General features: G+C 49.2%; 14 protein-coding genes. 7 read left to right on the top strand and 7 right to left on the bottom strand.

The annotated features are described in order from the left end of the window. Window positions 1–360 precede the first annotated feature (360 nt). Together SOHN41_RS18650 and SOHN41_RS18645 are read left to right on the top strand one after the other, a co-directional pair. The gene (locus tag SOHN41_RS18650) at window positions 361–1293 is read left to right on the top strand and encodes a choice-of-anchor H family protein (RefSeq protein WP_007652060.1); all 933 of its coding nucleotides are present in this window, start codon (window positions 361–363) and stop codon (window positions 1291–1293) included. Window positions 1294–1371: 78 nt separating this feature from the next. Then, the gene (locus tag SOHN41_RS18645) at window positions 1372–1845 is read left to right on the top strand and encodes a peroxiredoxin (RefSeq protein ID WP_007652058.1); all 474 of its coding nucleotides are present in this window, start codon (window positions 1372–1374) and stop codon (window positions 1843–1845) included. Window positions 1846–1906: 61 nt separating this feature from the next. Here SOHN41_RS18645 and SOHN41_RS18640 read toward each other — a convergent pair whose 3' ends face one another. The 3 genes from SOHN41_RS18640 to ompR all read right to left on the bottom strand — a co-directional run bounded on the left by SOHN41_RS18640 (window position 1907) and on the right by ompR (window position 6099). Next, complete coding sequence (locus tag SOHN41_RS18640) at window positions 1907–3886, bottom strand: methyl-accepting chemotaxis protein (RefSeq protein WP_007652056.1); 1980 nt, start codon at window positions 3884–3886, stop codon at window positions 1907–1909. 128 nt (window positions 3887–4014) lie between these two features. Beyond that, the gene (gene envZ / locus SOHN41_RS18635; protein WP_007652055.1) at window positions 4015–5331 is read right to left on the bottom strand and encodes a two-component system sensor histidine kinase EnvZ; all 1317 of its coding nucleotides are present in this window, start codon (window positions 5329–5331) and stop codon (window positions 4015–4017) included. A 42-nt stretch (window positions 5332–5373) separates the two neighbouring features. Then, entirely contained in the window at window positions 5374–6099 is a 726-nt protein-coding gene (gene ompR / locus SOHN41_RS18630) for a two-component system response regulator OmpR (RefSeq protein ID WP_007652054.1), read from the bottom strand. 377 nt (window positions 6100–6476) lie between these two features. Here ompR and greB point away from each other — a divergent pair, with 377 nt between their 5' ends. The 3 genes from greB to SOHN41_RS18615 all read left to right on the top strand — a co-directional run bounded on the left by greB (window position 6477) and on the right by SOHN41_RS18615 (window position 11700). After that, entirely contained in the window at window positions 6477–6980 is a 504-nt protein-coding gene (gene greB, locus SOHN41_RS18625) for a transcription elongation factor GreB (protein WP_007652053.1), read from the top strand. Window positions 6981–7143: 163 nt separating this feature from the next. Continuing rightward, entirely contained in the window at window positions 7144–9519 is a 2376-nt protein-coding gene (locus tag SOHN41_RS18620; RefSeq protein WP_007652052.1) for a Tex family protein, read from the top strand. 216 nt (window positions 9520–9735) lie between these two features. Next, the gene (locus SOHN41_RS18615) at window positions 9736–11700 is read left to right on the top strand and encodes an LTA synthase family protein (RefSeq protein ID WP_007652050.1); all 1965 of its coding nucleotides are present in this window, start codon (window positions 9736–9738) and stop codon (window positions 11698–11700) included. Between the two features lie 59 nt (window positions 11701–11759). Here the strand turns inward: SOHN41_RS18615 and SOHN41_RS18610 are convergent, their stop codons facing one another. Next, a complete protein-coding gene (locus tag SOHN41_RS18610; RefSeq protein WP_007652048.1) occupies window positions 11760–12317 on the bottom strand; it encodes a hypothetical protein in 558 nt (185 codons plus the stop codon). A 61-nt stretch (window positions 12318–12378) separates the two neighbouring features. Beyond that, complete coding sequence (bioH, locus tag SOHN41_RS18605) at window positions 12379–13173, bottom strand: pimeloyl-ACP methyl ester esterase BioH (protein WP_007652045.1); 795 nt, start codon at window positions 13171–13173, stop codon at window positions 12379–12381. 32 nt (window positions 13174–13205) lie between these two features. On the opposite strand from bioH, the gene SOHN41_RS18600 reads away from it, so the two are divergent. Both SOHN41_RS18600 and nfuA read left to right on the top strand, forming a co-directional pair. Continuing rightward, window positions 13206–13997: an amidophosphoribosyltransferase gene (locus SOHN41_RS18600; protein WP_007652038.1), complete on the top strand. Its 792-nt coding sequence runs from the start codon at window positions 13206–13208 to the stop codon at window positions 13995–13997. 241 nt (window positions 13998–14238) lie between these two features. After that, on the top strand, window positions 14239–14817 hold the full coding sequence (gene nfuA, locus SOHN41_RS18595; protein WP_007652035.1) for a Fe-S biogenesis protein NfuA: 579 nt from the start codon (window positions 14239–14241) through the stop codon (window positions 14815–14817). An 84-nt stretch (window positions 14818–14901) separates the two neighbouring features. Here nfuA and SOHN41_RS18590 read toward each other — a convergent pair whose 3' ends face one another. Both SOHN41_RS18590 and SOHN41_RS18585 read right to left on the bottom strand, forming a co-directional pair. Beyond that, window positions 14902–16839: an alpha/beta hydrolase family protein gene (locus SOHN41_RS18590; protein WP_007652034.1), complete on the bottom strand. Its 1938-nt coding sequence runs from the start codon at window positions 16837–16839 to the stop codon at window positions 14902–14904. Between the two features lie 80 nt (window positions 16840–16919). Continuing rightward, window positions 16920–18287 carry an MATE family efflux transporter gene (locus tag SOHN41_RS18585; RefSeq protein ID WP_007652033.1) on the bottom strand — a complete coding sequence of 456 codons (1368 nt, stop codon included), beginning with the start codon at window positions 18285–18287 and terminating at the stop codon, window positions 16920–16922. Between the last annotated feature and the right edge of the window lies 1 nt (window position 18288).

Genomic DNA, 18288 nt, shown 5'->3' with positions numbered 1-18288 from the left:
CCCGCGAATGTTCGACGATCTTAAGTAAATAGTTAGGTGGATAACTTATCGAGTCGACTAAGAATACCTTATCACCTGAACAAACGCCTAGAGATCGACCAATGGGTTAACACAAATCCTTCAAAATTCACTGGGATAATCACTCTGGTTAGCCCTTCTTGTTAACGGGTTGAACTGATCCACAGCGAGTGAGTCTTATCCTTAGCCCAGGCTATTCACCTTAGTGTCATTTAAGGCAGATGAATTGAGGCTGAACGCATTGCCGGCTGAATAGAAACGGATAAATATGTTCAGCCTATGTTCACATTGGGTGCCCTTTAATGTCATCAATTTGAACGGATTATCCATGGGGTATTCAAGATGAACACACTTAAACAACTAGGTATGGCAGCCACAGTGAACTCCGCCTTCGTTAAGGCGATGGTATTGGCAGGTGCATTACTGGCACCGACAACGGTGAGCGCAGAGTCCATCGATGAGCCAAGCTTGGCTCCCTTTAGTGCGGCCAGTATTGGCATGGCGAAAAAAGCCGATGCCGAACAAGCTGCAGAACAAGAGCAGCAAGCCTTAAGCCTACTGCAACAGTCGGCACCCGCCCAAACAGTGGGTGAGGCCGCAGCGGTTGCGGTGAAGTCTTTAGCGCCATCTTTCTCGGCCAAGGGCCCGAATACCAATCGCGTACAGTTGATGGGCACGGCCCCCATGACCCGCGAACAAGTGATAGCAAAACATGTGAGTCAGCCAATCCCTAGCTCGAGTGCAGTCAGTGAAGATCCCTATCTCGCACCCGTATACCATAGTTTTGCGATTTTTGATGCCAGTAGTCGCATGTTCGAAGATTTTGATTACGATGGCTTTTATCAAACCTTTAGCGTGACATTTGATGTGGATGTGTTTGGAGCATATCTGAATGAGCGCGCCGATCTCTTTGCCGAATTGTACCTTAGCCGCAATGGTGGGCCTTGGGTGCATTACTACACTACGGATGTATTTACCATTTACGGTGATTCGACCCAGGATGACTATGAAGTGTTGACCACGCTCTACTCGGGTTATGCGACGGATCACTACGATGTATTAATCGATGTGTATGAAGTGGGCTACAGCGATATAGTGGCGACCATTAGCGCCGATGAAACCGATGGTTTGTATGCACTGCCACTGGAAAGTAGTGATAGGGACAGGGAAAGTGAGGTTATCGTTATTGAAGAAAGTGGCGGTTCTTTATCTATATGGAGTTTGATCTTCCTCGGCCTATGCGGTGGACTGAGTCGCCGTTTCAAGCGAGCCTAATTCCACGTTTTCTCTCGGTGTTTATCTTGGGGAAATAGGGCTAGTATGGGCGGGTTACTTTAACTTAAGGAAAGAACCATGATTGCTCAAGGTCAAACATTACCCGCGGCCACATTAAGTCAACTGACTAAAGATGGCATGGTAAATCATCAAGTTACCGAACTGTTCGCGGGTAAAAAGGTGGTGCTATTTGCGGTGCCTGGCGCCTTCACGCCAACCTGCTCCGAAGCGCATTTACCAGGTTATGTGGTACTGGCTGATGAGTTTAAAGCCAAAGGTGTGGATTTGATTGCCTGTGTCTCTGTGAACGATGCCTTTGTGATGAAAGCCTGGGGCGAAGCACAAAATGCCTCAGAACTGATGATGTTAGCCGATGGCGATGCCAGTTTTACTAAGGCGTTAGGACTCGAGATGGATACCGCAGGTTTTGGTGGTGTGCGCTCGCAGCGTTACGCCATGATTATCGACAATGGCGTAGTGACCCTGCTCAATGTTGAAGCACCAAAGTCATTCGAGGTCAGCAAAGCCGAAGTAGTGTTAGCCGCACTCTAATTTGCTGGTATCAAAAATAACAATGGGAGCCTAGGCTCCCATTGTTATTACTGCAAACACCTTAAGCGGCGCGTGCTTGGGAGAAACCTTGGGTATCGCCGATACCTAGGCTGGTTTCTATATCTTCGACGCTCTGCTGCACTTCTTGGGCTATGACTTCACTCTGTTGTGAACTGGTTTGTGCCTGTGCCTTTAAATTGTCCATAGTGCGCACAAATTCATCGAGATAATCGACCTGTTCTTTAGCATTAAGCGAGCCCTGTTTGGCGGTGTTGGCCATTTCACTGGCTTGGTTTTGCACCGTTTGCGCTACCTGCCATAAACTTTGTGCCCGCAGTTTTTGGCTGCTGGTGGCCTGGGCTATGCCGTCGACACTCTCACCGAGGGCATGGTTCGATTGGGTGAGTTGTTGCAGGATTTTCACTATTTCATTTAAGGACACTTGGGTGCGCTGGCTTAAGCTTCGCACCTCATCGGCGACCACGGCAAAGCCGCGACCCTGTTCGCCTGCGCGGGCGGCTTCTATGGCAGCGTTGAGGGCGAGTAAGTTAGTTTGTTCGGCGATATTACCAATCACATCAATGATTTTGGACACGTCAGTTACTGAGTTATTCAGGCTTTCGAGGGAGGCATGACAAAGTCCGACGGCGGTCTGTGTTTGCTCTGTGGCGCTGAGCACGGCTTCGGCTTCGGTTTGGCTCGATTGCATCTGGCGCATAGTTTCGGCGGCGCTTTGCTCAACTAATTCCGAGGTGTGGCTGACCTCATGGGCTAAGTGACGGATATGTTCAGTTTGGGTTTGAGTATCGCTCACAATCGTTTGCGTATGCTCAGTATGTTGGGATAGCTGGGTGATACGCGCCACCAACTGACTTAAGGATTGGGAAACCTTAGTCATTTGCTGACGTTGGGTTTCATCTTCCTGCTCAAATCGTTGTAACAATTGATTGAAATGCCCTGCAATTTGGCCCGTTTCACAGCGCCGATTAATGTCTAAACGCTCCCGGTTATTGGACTCGCTTAACTTCATAAAGGCCTGATTGAGGCGTTTAAGCGGCTTGACGACCCGATTCTGCTGCAGGATCAGATAACCTATGGCAAATAAGGCCATAATCGAAACCATGGTATAGAGGATCAGTTGCAACTCGTATTTAAGTTGCTGATTCTTCGCCGCCTGCGCATCGCCTAAACCAATAAGCTGTTGTTCCATATTGCTAACAGCTTGAATGAGTTGATCTTGCATTTCTTGGTTGGCTTGCACCAATTGGTGGGTATTGGCGACCTCTTTATTGTATCTATTGGCGAGGCTCAGTAGTTCACTGCGGTCACTCTCGCCGATTTCAATCTGTTCAGGCTCGCTACCACCAAGGGCAAATTCATCGGCTTCCTGCTGCTCATATACACCGATTAGTGGCAGTGCGTTAAGGGCGTCATGCCAGTGAGTTAATTCCTTACTGGTGCTGTCTAAAATGCCCTTGAGCTGCTGATTTTTGCCGATAAGATAACCATCGGTCAGTTGGGAAAGTTGATAGACGATAGAGGGTAAATTGCGGCTTAATTGCAGATATTGCTCGGCGACTACGGCATTGATTACTAAGCCTTTATCGGCGTAGCTGCCGAGGCGACGGTTATAGTCGAGCATTTCTGACTCGGCGTGGGCGAGCAGTTGCCTCGGGTTCGCTGCGAGTTTGCCTGCGGCGCGGTATTTAGTGTCTAAATCTTGAATAAACTGGTTCAGGCTGAGCTGCAGTTCATTATCGGCTGAGCCCGTGGCGGCGAGATTGAGTTCAGTGAGCTGAGTTTTAATTACGATGAGCTTAGCTTTAGCCTGTTCAAGCTGGTTGGCAGTACCATTGGCTAAGTAACCATCGAGATCGCGGCGTACGCCGACGAGAAAATCCTGTTGAATGCTTTGCAATGTCTGAGCTTGTTGCTCAATATGTTGCCGCTGATCGCTGCTCCATAGCACGACGGCGGCTAATAACCCCGCAAGCAATAACAACAGGGCGGAGGCAGAGAGCGACAGCGTTGAAATTTTCATTTTGCAATCTTCATAATGGACAGAGCGAGTTAACTGCTCCGAGTTTATGAATTTAACGTGACATTAATATGACAAGGCCAATGTTGAAGCTAGCCTAGTCAGCTTAACTGCAAATCTGTGATCTTGGACTATTCCAGTGGCAACCACACCTGGGCTTTTAAGCCACCTTCGGCGCGGTTAGAGAGTTTGATCTGCCCTTGATGTCTATCGATAATCCGCTTGATGATCGCAAGCCCCAGCCCCGAACCCACACTGCCGCGAGCGATGTCGCCTTGGGTAAATGGCTGAAAAAGATTGGGAATTTGTGACTCGTCTATTCCAGGGCCATTATCTTCGACACTAAAACCGATACGTTGCCCATCGAATTGCGAGCTGATCCGCACCCAGCCAGAACCATAACGGAAGGCATTTTCGACTAAGTTACTCAAGACCCGCTTAATGGCGATGCTCTGGAACAGGGCTTCGGGACAGTCCGTGAGCACGACTTCGATTTTGCCCTCGCGATTGGCTTCTGCCTGTGCGATATCCTGAATGAGTTTATTAATTTGTCCCGGCTCGAGATTGGTTTCCTGATCTTGGCGAATATAGGCAATAAACTGGCTGATAATGGCATCCATATCCTCAATATCGTTCACTATACCGTCTTTAAGATATTGATCTTCCTCCACCATCATCTCGGATGCGAGGCGAATACGCGTGAGTGGCGTGCGTAAATCATGGGAAATTCCCGCCATCAATAGGGCTCTATCCTGTTCCAGTTGCTTCATGCTGCGGGCCATCTGGTTGAAGGCGTTGGTTACCTCGACAATCTCACTCGACCCTTTAAGGGGTAATGGCTCTGGAAATTCCCCGCGGGAAACTGAGATAGCAGCCCTTTGTAGTCGTCTGAGTGGGCGATTTTGCTGGCGGGCAAACCACCAACCACCGGCGACACTGAGTGCGCCTATCACCAATAAATAGAGGGTGAGCGGCGAAAGATCGGAGACATTCTGGCCGATAAGTGGCACTTTTATCCACACCGAAGGCGCTTGGGGAGGGCGGATCCAAATCTGTAACACACTGCCGTGGGTGACGCGCACTTCGGCTTCACCGCCGAGGTACTCCGACATTTGCGATGACCAAAAACCGTAATAGGTCGCCTGTTCTATCCCCGCCTCTCTGGCCTGCTGCTGATTGTAGATTTTCATCCCATCGTCACGGACTTTGGCATTGAGGGCATCGACTATGGTCAAGTGCTCGCGGCCAATATCTATACCATCAACAAACAATAATTTGACTTGGCGGGCGATTAACTGGTTGATTTGCTGATAGCTTGGCTTAAGCACATACACGGCAACCGTGAGGTAAGACACCAGCTGATTGATCAGTAATAGGCAACCAATCAGCATCACGGTTTGGCTAAATGCACTGCGGGGGATTAATCGCTGCCACCACTTAAGTTTCATCGTGAGCTCAATAACCGCAGGAGATTAAGATGGCAACGCGGCTCATCGACGCGCCGCACCATCGGGTACAAACACATAGCCTAAGCCCCACACGGTTTGAATATACCTTGGATTTGCCGGATCTTTTTCAATCAAACGGCGCAGGCGGGATACCTGCACGTCAATCGAGCGTTCCAATGCCGAATAATCACGGCCGCGGGCAAGGTTCATCAGTTTATCCCGGGATAACGGTTCCCGTGGATGAGTGACCAATACCTTGAGCACCGCAAACTCACCGCTGGTGAGAGCGATAGCTTCGTCGCCGTGGTACATCTCGCGGGTGGCTAAATCGAGGGAGAATTCACCGAAACTGATCTCGGCTTCCTGCTGTGCCGGCGCGCCGGGGACATCTGGGGTTTGGCGGCGCATCACGGCTTTAATTCGCGCCAGTAATTCCCTTGGATTAAAGGGTTTAGGTAGATAATCGTCGGCGCCTAGTTCTAACCCAATAATGCGATCAACCTCATCGCCCTTGGCAGTCAGCATCACGATAGGAATAGGGTTTCCCTGTTGACGCAAACGACGGCAGATGGATAAGCCATCTTCGCCGGGTAGCATGAGATCGAGCACCAAAAGATGGAAGTTTTCACGTTCCAATAGACGGTCCATCTGCTCGGCATTGGCCGCGCTGCGTACCTGGTAGCCTTGCTCCATCAGGTAACGCTCGAGTAACGCCCTAAGGCGCATATCATCATCGACAACGAGGATTTTCGAGGTTTCTTGTCCCATGGGATGTCCTTAAATTGCTCGGATTACTGCTTTTATGCGTGTGGCCCTAATGCAGTTAAGATTAACTAGCTGAAATTGAAAACGAATCCGCCTAATATAGCCGCATTCAGCCTAAGCGACTAGCTCATCATCTAAGTGAGTATGTGCTTAATGCGGATTATTTTCGTCCAATGTTAATACTAAGCAAATGAAATTGCATGGGAATCATTGCATTTATTCACTATGCACATGAAATTGTAACTAAATTGGCATTTTAGCTTGGGGAGTGTTGGAATGCTGCTCGATAGGTTGTTAACTTTGGCTGTGAGTCTGAGTATTATCAGTCAATATTGGCCCGTTTTAATAGCGGCAATTTTATTCAATGATTGAGTCATAACATGAAAGCGCATTTGATCACCCGCCAAGGCTGGTTGACCTTAGATAAAGAATTAAAGTACCTGTGGAAGGAATATCGGCCGCAGATCACCCTCAAAGTGCAGGAAGCGGCCGCGCAGGGAGACCGAAGCGAGAACGCGGATTACACTTACAATAAAAGGCTTTTGCGTCAGATAGATAGTCGTGTTCGTTATCTGGTTAAGCGCCTCGAAGAGCTGAAAATAGTCGATTACTCACCCCAGCAGGAGGGTAAGATTTACTTCGGTGCTTGGTTTGAACTCGAGAATGATGCCGCAGAGCGAGTGCGTTACCGTATCGTTGGTAAAGATGAACTCGATACTAAACTTGGCTATATCACTATCGATTCCCCCATGGCGCGTGCATTAATCGGTAAGCAAGTGGATGATGAGGTTGTGGTGCAAACCCCTTCTGGCCCAAAAGAATGGTATATCAACGAGATCCGTTACACGCCATTCGAAACACCCCTCGTCGGCGAAGCGGATTAAGCCTGCGATTGCCGGAGTAATCAGCCCAAGTGTTCGAAAAGCATCGCCCAGAAGATCAAACTCTGTGATTTGACGCTGGCTTTAGCATGAAATTGATCCTGCGCCTGTGGTATCTTGAGCGCAATAATGACCCATATAACCCGTTAGGCGCGACACTTTATCTATGCAAACTAATGCCCATAACTCTGTCCATAACATCGCTCACATTATCGCTCAAGAACTGAATGTTCGTGAGCAACAAGTGAGCGCAACCATCGGCCTACTCGACGATGGTGCAACAGTGCCCTTCATTGCCCGTTACCGTAAAGAAGCCACCGGTGGTTTAGACGATACGCAGCTGCGTACCTTGTACACGCGTTTAGGTTACCTACGGGAGCTCAATGATCGTCGCCAAGTGATTTTGTCTAGCATTCAGGCGCAGGGAAAATTAACCGCACAGTTACAACAAGATATCGATAACGCCGACAGTAAAACGCGCCTCGAAGATCTCTATTTACCCTTCAAGCCTAAGCGCCGCACTAAGGGCCAAATTGCCATAGAAGCGGGGCTTGAACCATTAGCCGATGCGCTGCTTGGGGATCGCAACGCCGATATTGAGGCTATGGCGACGGGTTATTTGAATGTGGAAGCGGGCTTTGGCGATATCAAAGCCGTGCTCGAAGGCGCCCGTTATATTTTGATGGAACGCTACGCAGAAGATGCCGAGCTATTGCGCAAAATACGTGACCATCTAAGCCAAAACAGTGTGTTAGAAAGCCGTTTAATTGCTGGCAAAGAGAAAGAAGGCGCAAAATTCCGTGATTATTTTGAGCACACTGAGCCCTTGGCAAAGGTGCCTTCACACCGCGCCTTGGCCATGTTACGGGGGCGAAATGAGGGTTTCTTATCTTTATCTATGAATGCCGATCCCGGCTTAGAAGTGGGTCAGGGCAGTTACTGCGAAGTCATTATTAGTGAGCATTTAAAGCTAAAACTGGGTGACAGCAGCGTCGACCAGTGGCTTAAAACCGTTGTCACGGCCACATGGCGCATTAAGATCGCCCTGCAAATGGAAACCGAGTTTATTTCGCAAATGCGTGAGCGTGCCGAAGCCGAAGCGATTAAAGTGTTTGCCCGTAATTTAGGTGATTTACTGATGGCGCCGCCCGCGGGTGCCAAAGCGACTATGGGACTCGACCCCGGTTTACGTACCGGAGTTAAAGTTGCCGTGGTCGATAATACCGGCAAATTAGTGGCTCACACGACTATCTTCCCCCATGCGCCACAAAATTTATGGGACAAGTCCATTCGTACCCTCGCCAACCTAGTACAGATGCATAAGGTGGAGTTGATTGCGATTGGCAACGGTACGGCTTCGCGGGAAACTGACAAGCTGGCCGCCGAACTCATTGCTAGCGTTAAAGAGTCGCAGCCACAGTTGACTAAAGTCATGGTCAGTGAAGCGGGCGCTTCTGTGTATTCGGCATCAGAGCTTGCGGCGCTGGAGTTTCCGGATCTGGACGTTTCTATTCGCGGCGCCGTGTCTATCGCCCGTCGTTTGCAGGATCCGCTCGCCGAGTTAGTGAAAATCGAGCCTAAATCTATCGGCGTAGGGCAGTATCAGCACGATGTCAGCCAGAGCCAGTTATCCAGCTCACTCGAAGCCGTGGTGGAAGACTGCGTAAACGGTGTGGGTGTGGATCTCAATATGGCCTCTGTGCCGTTATTGGCGCAAGTGGCGGGTTTAAACAAGACATTAGCGAAAAATGTCGTCGATTACCGCGATGCCAATGGCCAATTTACCAACCGTAAAGAGCTGCTTAAAGTGCCACGTTTAGGGCCTAAGGCCTATGAGCAAGCGGCGGGATTTTTGCGTATCCGTGAAGGTAGCAATCCGCTCGATGCTTCTTCTGTGCACCCCGAGGCCTATTCGCTAGTCGAAACCATCGCTAAGGCTAAACAGGTGGACTTAACCAGCCTGATTGGCAACTCGGATCTGCTGCGAAACATTAACGCCAAGGAGTTTACTACCCCCGAGTTTGGTTTGCCGACCGTGACGGATATTTTAGCCGAGCTGGATAAGCCTGGGCGCGATCCCCGTGGTGAGTTTAAAACCGCTAAGTTTAAGGACGGGGTTGAGGAGCTTAAGGATTTAAAACCCGAAATGATCCTCGAAGGTGTGGTGACCAACGTGACTAACTTTGGCGCCTTTGTCGACATCGGCGTACATCAAGATGGATTGGTGCATATCTCTTCACTGACCGACAAATTTATCAGCGATCCCCACACTGTGGTGAAAGCGGGTGATGTAGTAAAAGTGAAAGTGATGGAGGTGGATGTCGAGCGCCGCCGTATCGGCCTGAGTATGCGCTTGGATGAAGCGATAGATCAGAGTAAATCGCAGCCAAGACCCCACAACCCTGCAAAGACGCATAATGGTAAAGCCCAACAATCGGCAAAACCTGCGGCGCGTCCTGCCCAAAAGCCTGCGCCCAAAGCGCCAGCTAATGCGGCCATGGGTAACGCCTTTGCCGATGCCTTCGCTAAACTGAAAAAGTAAGCCATGATGTCAGACTCGGACAGACCTGTGTCCGAGTCGATGTTTTTTTACCCGCCAGTCATAAAATTGTTGCATTTTTGCTGCCATCGAGACTATAAAGGCGGCAATTTAATGCAACCTTAAGCCAAATAGGTTGTCATAGGGCAACTTCTTCCTAGTTTTTTTTCAAATAGACACTCCAAAGCTGAGTGGAAATTGATTGTTTTGGGGTAATACATGCTGTCAGGTTTCTCTGCTCGCGGACGCCAGCGCGCCCATGGGCCTTTTCGCGCCATTTTCATTTTTTGTCTATTAGTCCTGTTAATTGCGAGCGTTAGTCGTATCGGTTTAGGCCTATGGCAAGCCGAACGAGTGAGTGCGGTAGACGGATGGTCACACCTGTTAATCCAAGGGTTACGCGTCGATCTAGCGACCCTGTGCTGGCTGTGGGGTATTGCAGCCCTTGGGACGGCGTTGTTTTCGGGTGATCATGTAATCGGTCGAGTTTGGCAGTCGATACTAAGGCTGTGGTTGACTCTTGGCCTGTGGATCATTCTCTTCCTAGAGGTATCGACACCAGCCTTCATTGAAGAATACGGTATCCGCCCTAACCGTTTGTATGTGGAATACTTGATTTACCCTAAAGAAGTGATTTCCATGTTATGGGCGGGGCGCAAACTCGAACTGATCTTCTCCGTGCTATTAACGATAGGAACACTCTGGGGTGGCTGGGTTTTAAGCGGTAAGCTCACGAAGAATATCCGTTTCCCGCGCTGGTATTGGCGCCCTGTGCTGGCGGTACTTGTTATCGCCATGACACTATTGGGGGCCCGTTCAACCTTAGGCCATAGGCCGATTAACCCCGCTATGGTGGCCTTTGCCGACGATCCACTAGTGAACTCTTTAGTGATTAACTCGGCCTATTCATTAGTGTTTGCCATCAAACAGATGGGCAGTGAGGCCGATGCATCGAAAGTGTATGGCAAACTCGATAATGCCGAGATTATTGCCACTATCCGGCGGGAAAGTGGTCGTCCCGAAAGTGCCTTTACCTCAATGGATATACCCTCATTGAGTTTTAACCAAGCGAGTTTCACCGGTAAGCCAAAAAACTTAGTGATCCTACTGCAAGAGAGTTTGGGCGCCCGTTTTGTGGGAAGCCTAGGTGGGTTACCCCTGACACCGAATATCGATGCATTATCGCAGGAAGGCTGGTATTTCGATAATTTGTACGCAACGGGCACTCGCTCCGTTCGCGGCATCGAGGCGATGACAACGGGTTTTACTCCAACCCCCGCCCGCGCCGTCGTGAAGCTAGGTAAGAGTCAAACAGGTTTTTTTACCATAGCAGAACTTCTTAAAAGTCATGGTTATACAACCCAGTTTATCTATGGTGGTGAAAGCCATTTTGACAATATGCGCAGCTTCTTCCTCGGCAACGGTTTTAGCGACATCATAGATCAAAAAGACTATCAGTCTCCCGCCTTTGTGGGTTCATGGGGCGCCTCTGACGAAGACTTAATGCGCAAGGCGAATAGCGAGTTTGAACGTCTACACGGTGAGGGTAAGCCATTCTTTAGTTTAGTGTTTAGTTCGAGTAACCACGATCCGTTCGAATTCCCCGACGAGCGTATCGAGCTTTACGAACAACCTAAACAAACCCGTAATAATGCGGCAAAGTACGCCGATTATGCGATTGGGGAGTTTTTCAAGCTCGCTAAAAATGCCGACTACTGGAAGGACACCATTTTTATTGTGGTTGCCGACCATGACAGCCGAGTGGGCGGGGCGGATTTAGTGCCCGTGTCGCGCTTTCGTATTCCGGGGCTGATCCTCGGGGATGCGATTCAACCTAAGCGCGATCACCGCATTGTGAGTCAAATTGATTTACCGCCCACTTTGTTATCTTTAATCGGTATTTCAGATTCTTACCCTATGCTCGGCCGTGATCTTACCCAGGTGAGCGACGATTGGCCGGGGCGCGCGTTAATGCAATATGATAAAAACTTCGCCCTGATGGAAGGTAAAGATGTCGTTGTGTTGCAACCCGAAAAAGCGGCACAGGGTTTCAAATATGACGAGAAAACGGAGCAGTTAACCCCTAGTGCCCCCGCCGCCCACGCCCTTGAGGCAAAGGCCCTAGGGTGGGCGTTATGGGGCAGCTTAGCCTACCAGCAAGAGCTTTATCGCCTAGCTAACTAATTAAGAAAAAATAACAATGCCGCTAAATAGCGGCATTGTTGTGGAAAATGAGAGCAGAGTTAAATCCAAGCTGACATGGCGGGTTCTTGATCTGGCTGAGTCTGTTGCTCGTAAAATAGACCGATACGCTGCCCAAGCTGCTGGTAAAACTGGGGGGACTCGCTCTGGACGGGCTGGCGGGCTGGGCTATTGCTCGCTTTGGTATTGGTGCTGGCGTAGTTTATCGCGCTTTGACCCACCTTTAATCGTATATCCTTTCGCTGCAGTGCTGCTTGGCCTCGGGGGGCGATCTTCAAGGCTCTTGGCTGTGTAGGCACAGTTGCAACTAGAACGGGAGCTTTTTTCTCTTGTTGCTGTTGATTTTGCTGCTGTGAGGATTGCTGTTGCTGCTGTTTTTCTTGGATCTGTTGTTGGTTTTGCTCGAGTAAACGTGCCTGTTGCTGGGCTTGTTCCGCCGTGCGTTCATTTTGTGGATTGAAGGCGCGCTCTTCGTGGCCTTTAGTGGCTGCTTGGGGAGGGATGACCACAGGTTTGAGTTGGTTGTCGACCCGAGCCGTGTCCGTGGCGACATTAGTGGTCGCTAGCGGGACTTGGGGGTAGTTACTGACAACTAACATGGAAAACTCCTTGGAGCACTAATGGTTAAATACTAGCCATTAATTGCTCAAAGATAAAGCACTAGCGTGTCTGCCGTGCTAACCAAGGTAAAAATGCCTGTAAAAACTCATCTCGGTGGGAAATGAAGGGGGCATGGGAGGCTTTGGCTAATATCACATCTTCTATTTGAGTCGCCGTTGGCATTTTAGGTTGTACCCGTTTAGGCACGAGTCCATCAAGCCGTCCCCAGATCCTCAGCCAAGGTTGTTGTATATTTGGCATTTGCGCTCTTAAGTCTATTCCTGCAAGTATTTCAAGACCTTGAGTTAAGGCTATGGCATGGGGGAAGGGGCGTGCGAGGACGAGATCCCGCAGTTGTTTGATGTCCTCTTTGGCGGTTTCACTCCCCATAGCTTGGATGGCTAAGAAACGTTCTATGGTGCGAGGTAGATTCTGCTCGAGTTGTTCGCCAAATTGGTTAAGCACTTCGGATGGGATCCCTGGCCATGCTTCAGCTTCCCTCGCCATAAAGCATGGGGACGAGGCTATGGTAATGAGACCGTTAATATGTGAGGGGTGACTGAGCGCCGCTTGAGTCGCCACTAACCCACCCAATGACCAACCCGCCCAGATTCCCTGTGCGGGGAGTACCTGCACTAAAGCCTCGATCCAATCTGATAATTCGCCTGCAATGGGTTGGCTTAGTCCAAAGCCCGGCAGATCGACGTAGTGCACCCTATACTCAGAGAGCGACTCCTGCAACGGCGTAAACACGGCACTGTTAACGCCCCAACCGTGGAGCATCACCACATCAGGCCCTTGGCCTCTGGTGTCAATATGCACATAGGGTTGAGGTGTGTGGGTCACTTGGTTCACTCTATGCCTCTAAAAATAATTAGGATAAATGTATGCTGCGCGATAACAAAGGGATTTGGTCGCAGGATGGAGCTCGATTCCTGCGTCTAGCGTATCGCTTAGTTGCAACTTGGTTGGCGGGCAGTTTACCTAACCGTTGTCTGCTGTGCCACCAATCCATGCAAGCGCCCGAATCGGGAATTTGTGCTATTTGCCTGCAAACCTGCCTGTACCACGGCCCCATTTGCCTTGGATGTGGTAAGTCAATGCAGTTACAAGTGGATTACTGCGGTGAATGCCTGAAGCGTCAGCCGCGTAAAGTCGTTGCGCCCTGCAGTTATCATCAAGGGTTGGGCACTTGGATAGGTGCGATTAAATATCAAGGTCAACTTGCCGCTTTACCTGTGCTATGCCGCGCCTTAGTGGCGCGAATTAAGCTATTAGAACAGCATGGATTAATCACTCTGCCGCAAGCGATAGTGCCAGTCCCATTGCATCCAAAACGCTTACAACAACGGGGATTTAATCAGGCGTGGTTAATTGCCCATGAGTTATCACAGCTCTTGCAACTGCCATTAGTGGGTGAGGGATTGACGCGCCAGCAAGACACTCGGCCGCAGGCGGGATTGTCGGGGGCACAGCGGCGACGTAACTTACAGGATGCCTTCATCCTCGCCGATGATTTTGAGTTCCAGCGTATTGCCTTGGTGGATGATGTTGTGACGACTGGGACTACGGTTGCCGAAATTGCCCGTCTATTTGAGGCCCGTTACGTGCATGTTCAGGTGTGGTGCTTGGCAAGGGCTGAGGCGCCAGGCTTGTTGGATGATCTCGATAATGAATGAAAAGTATGTTTATAACCTCCATGAATGCCCGCTCAAGTGACTGTCTTAGTAGCATTATTCGATTTTAATGGGTTGCGCTTTTATCCTTTAATCCACCCAAATGACTCAGTTAAATCGTGATCGCTATGGCAAAAATCCACAAACTTGCTCCCCAAGGGACTACAAAGCAAAGGTGAGTCGGAGTATCATACGGCTAATTCTTACTAAAACACTCAGGTATCCCCTGACGGAGCAGGTTTTCATGATTACTATTTCCGATGCGGCTCAAGCCCATTTTGTTAAGTTGTTAGCAGATCAACCTGAAGGCACTCATATTCGTGTGTTTGTGATAAGCCCTGGCACCGCTCAAGCCGAGTGTGGAGTGTCCTATTGTCCACAGGATGCGGTTGAAAGTGATGATATTGAACTCGAGTTCAATGGCTTTAACGCTATGGTCGATGAGAAGAGTGCGCCTTTCCTTGAAGAAGCGACCATTGACTTCGTAACCGATCAACTCGGCTCACAACTCACGCTTAAAGCGCCTAATGCGAAAATGCGTAAAGTTGCGGGTGATGCGCCCTTAGTTGAGCGTATCGAGTATGTTATTCAAGCTGAAATCAATCCTCAGCTTGCTAGCCACGGCGGTAATATCATGCTGGTGGAGATCACTAAAGAAGGTGTCGCCGTACTGCAGTTCGGTGGTGGTTGTAACGGTTGTTCTCAAGTGGATATCACCCTGAAGGATGGTATCGAGAAACAACTGTTAGACATGTTCCCCGGTGAATTGACGGGTGTGCGTGACGTGACAGATCACCAACACGGTGAGCATTCTTACGCTTAATCTTGTTGGTTGAGCTGAATAAAAAACGCGACCTTAGAGTCGCGTTTTTTATATTTGGCTTTCGCTTAAAGTGCTGTTGTTAAGTTATAATTTAGGGTTGAGATTATCGGCTAAGAACTTATCTAAGGCCTTAAATGTCGCGAGTCTGTTGTCGTTATTGCTCAGATGATGATCGCCATTTTCCAGCTCAATATACTCCACTGGTTTTTTCAGTGATTTGAGTTCGTCATACATTTCTCGGCTATGTTGAACCTTAACCACTCTGTCCTTATCGCCATGTAACAGCAATACTGGGATGTTAATTTTATCGGCTTTACTGATCGGTGAGCGGTCATAGAGAGCGCTAAAATCATCGCCAATTTGTTCTTTAACGACTTCATAATTGGTAAATCTGCGACTGGATTTTACTAGGTACGCCACGTCTGTTACGCCGGCCACACTGACCGCGCAGCGGTAGAGGTCGGGAGTCATGGCCGCACCCATTAAGGCCGCATAACCCCCATAGCTAGCCCCGACAATACAAATACGTTTAGGGTCGCTAATCCCTTGATCTATTAGGTAGCGAGTCCCGTCTTCGACGTCGTTTTGCATCTCGAGTCCCCAGCTTTTCAGGCCTGCCTTCATAAAATCAAAGCCGTAACCCGCCGAGCCCCTGAAGTTCATCCGAAAGACCGCATAACCACGATTGGCGAAGAACTGTGCCCAGTAATCGAAGTCGTTGCTGTCGTAACTGATGGGCCCACCGTGGGGGAAAATAATTGTCGGCAGTTGTTTGGCTTCAAGCCCCTTTGGCACTGTGAGGTAAGCATTAATTTTGAGCTTATCCCTTGCCTCATAAGTTAAATACTGGGTATCGGCGAGGAGTTCACTGTTGAGCTTGCCGTATCGGTTAGCGATGGGATAAAGCGTTTTTTCGTCCCTATCGCCAAAATAATAAGTACCGGGCTCGGTCGAGCTAGTGGAATACACTAGGTAACGACGCTCATTGGCACTGAACTGGGTAATATAGTTATGGGCATTGGGCAACACGGCTTTAAGGCCGTTCTGCAGACCAGCATATTCCTTGTCCCAAAAGGTGTATTCCTCACCGTCCCCCTCGCTGATCCCAATCACTCTTTGCTTTAGGTCTGAATAAAGTAACTCGCCTTCGACATCTGTCTCTTCATTGGCATAGACTAATTCTTTTGTGAGCTTAGGATCGGTCAGATTCACCTTAAATATGGCCTCGAAACCATTGTGATAGGCGCGAACGTAGAGAATATTGGGGTCAGCATCGAAACCTAAGGGCCAGACACTGTCTTCAGAGAAGGCTTTAAAGGTCCAGAGCAAGCGTGAATCACTCTTCTGCTCTGGTTGTTCATAAATGCGGTACTCTGTCTCATCGTTATAGATAGAAATGCGGACCTTGTGCTGCCTGTCGGTAATCCAGCTGATGATCTTCTTTTTAGCATTTTGGGTGTAACTGGATTTACCCTGCGCTAAATTGACTTTCAGTACACTATCTTCGCCTACGTTTTCGCCCATTCCGTCTAATGACAGTAAAATATTATCGGGATCATCTGCCATAAGATCGATAATTTGCCCCTGATGTTGCGGGATCCAATTGAGACGATCTAAGACACTGCGCGGAAGGACACTCGAGGTCTTTTTCGTGGTCAAATCATACTTAACAAGGCGGGTTTCGGTTGTCGGCGTGCCGTAACGGTTAGCCGGAAACTTAGCACTGATCAGTAAGATATTGTCGTTTGCCCACCGCAGAGACAGGATGACAAATTTTTGGTTGTCGGTATGAATGGCATAGTTTTTCTCTCCCGTATCTAAATCGAGAATATTTACAACCGTTCCCTTGAGTTTGGGGAGTTCGACACGAACAACCGAGGCGAGTTTTTTGCCATTAGGGGAGAGTTGCACAGAGCTCACATCGGGGATGCTGGCAAAGGCTTCGACGGGTAATAGGGGGGCTGTGTCGGCAAAAGCAGAGTTGCAGAGCAGCAGGAAGAGCAGGGGAAAAATCCTTTTCATGATTGGGCTACATTTTAGTTACAATTGTAAGGGTCGCATCATAATAATTTTAGGATGAGTAAACTACTGTCTTTACAGATTTATTTATTCAAAAAGGCGTTGCTGAAATAATAGTGGCCCCCAAGAGTGAGACTTCTGGTTAGCATAAAGGCGCTCATGGCGGCCCAAAGGGCATGATTACCTTGCTCTGGCAATAATAGCGACTGCAGTAAATACCAGGTCGGGAAAAATGCGCCGAAGGTGGCGATTATCATGCTGTTGCGCATCACTTTCCCCTTAGCTGCACCTATATAGACCCCATCGAATAAATACGAGCTAAAAGACCATAAAGGTAAAAATATCAGCCAGATAAGATAGGCTTGTGCCGTGGTTCTGACCTCATTAATGCTGGTCAGTAGGGTGATAATATTGCTACCAAAAAGGCTGAATACAGCGCAGAACCCTAACGCAGTAATGGCCGACCAGCTCCACGCTAAGATCACCGCCTCCCTTAATTGCTCCGCCTGTTTTTGCCCATAGGCACGGCCAACTTCTGCCTCGGCGTAATAGGCTATGCCATCGAGTGCATAGGAGATTAACAGCAGTAAATTCAGTAACACAGCATTGGCGGCAACGGTATTATCACCCAGACCCGCACCATGAAAAGTCATAAAGGCAAAGGCCGCTTGCAGGCAGAGGCTGCGGATAAAAATATCGGTGTTGAGCCTAAGCAATGCGCCATATCCCGTCAGGGTGACATGGGGTAATAGCTGGGATAAGTGAAAATCGGCTGCGCGCTTAAGTTGCTGTAGCACCATAGTGAGTGCCACCGAGAAAGCGGTGATATCGGCAAAGACCGAGGCGAAGGCGGCGCCTTTAACACCCCAGCCTAAACCGAGGACAAACACTACATCGAGAATAATATTGGCAAGGTTGGCTAATATCAGCTGCCACATGGCGGCCTTGGGTTGTTGTCGTCCCAATAGCCAGCCAAGCATCACTAAGTTGAGCAGGGCGAAGGGTGTTGACCATATCCGTACCTGAAAATACTCACGGCAATAATGCTCGACCTCGCTACTCGCTTCGGACAATCCTAGTGCTAAATCTAATATCGGGACTTGCAGCGCGATAACGCCAGCGCCCAATAACACTGCCAGCATAGCGCCTTGGACTAAGAGTTTATGCTGGGCGTGAAGATCATTTGCGCCATAGGCCTGCGCGACTAAACCTGTGGTCGCCATACGCAAAAATCCCAATAACCAAATGATTAATGTGATAATCGTTGACCCGACAGCGACTCCCCCTAAATAATAAGCGTCACTCAGATGACCTATAACAGCCGTATCGACTAAGCCCAACAGTGGGATAGTGATATTGGAGAGTATCATCGGCAGGGCGAGGATGAGTAATTGACGATTCTTCGCGCCGTTAAGCATTAGGTCGAGCCAAGTTGATTTAGCAGTATTCATT

Source organism: Shewanella sp. HN-41, assembly GCF_000217915.1.
Lineage (GTDB): Bacteria > Pseudomonadota > Gammaproteobacteria > Enterobacterales > Shewanellaceae > Shewanella.
The sequence above is the reverse complement of the archived record's forward strand: the minus strand, read 5'-3'. Positions and strand labels throughout refer to the sequence as shown.

Excerpts from the sequence above, each read along its gene's own strand:
- nfuA (WP_007652035.1), top strand. The coding sequence starts at position 14,239 with ATGATTACTATTTCCGATGCGGCTCAAGCCCATTTTGTTAAGTTGTTA.
- greB (WP_007652053.1), top strand. The coding sequence starts at position 6,477 with ATGAAAGCGCATTTGATCACCCGCCAAGGCTGGTTGACCTTAGATAAA.
- envZ (WP_007652055.1), bottom strand. The coding sequence starts at position 5,331 with ATGAAACTTAAGTGGTGGCAGCGATTAATCCCCCGCAGTGCATTTAGC.
- SOHN41_RS18585 (WP_007652033.1), bottom strand. The coding sequence starts at position 18,287 with ATGAATACTGCTAAATCAACTTGGCTCGACCTAATGCTTAACGGCGCG.
- SOHN41_RS18620 (WP_007652052.1), top strand. The coding sequence starts at position 7,144 with ATGCAAACTAATGCCCATAACTCTGTCCATAACATCGCTCACATTATC.
- SOHN41_RS18640 (WP_007652056.1), bottom strand. The coding sequence starts at position 3,886 with ATGAAAATTTCAACGCTGTCGCTCTCTGCCTCCGCCCTGTTGTTATTG.
- SOHN41_RS18600 (WP_007652038.1), top strand. The coding sequence starts at position 13,206 with ATGCTGCGCGATAACAAAGGGATTTGGTCGCAGGATGGAGCTCGATTC.
- ompR (WP_007652054.1), bottom strand. The coding sequence starts at position 6,099 with ATGGGACAAGAAACCTCGAAAATCCTCGTTGTCGATGATGATATGCGC.
- SOHN41_RS18590 (WP_007652034.1), bottom strand. The coding sequence starts at position 16,839 with ATGAAAAGGATTTTTCCCCTGCTCTTCCTGCTGCTCTGCAACTCTGCT.
- SOHN41_RS18645 (WP_007652058.1), top strand. The coding sequence starts at position 1,372 with ATGATTGCTCAAGGTCAAACATTACCCGCGGCCACATTAAGTCAACTG.
- SOHN41_RS18610 (WP_007652048.1), bottom strand. The coding sequence starts at position 12,317 with ATGTTAGTTGTCAGTAACTACCCCCAAGTCCCGCTAGCGACCACTAAT.
- SOHN41_RS18615 (WP_007652050.1), top strand. The coding sequence starts at position 9,736 with ATGCTGTCAGGTTTCTCTGCTCGCGGACGCCAGCGCGCCCATGGGCCT.
- SOHN41_RS18650 (WP_007652060.1), top strand. The coding sequence starts at position 361 with ATGAACACACTTAAACAACTAGGTATGGCAGCCACAGTGAACTCCGCC.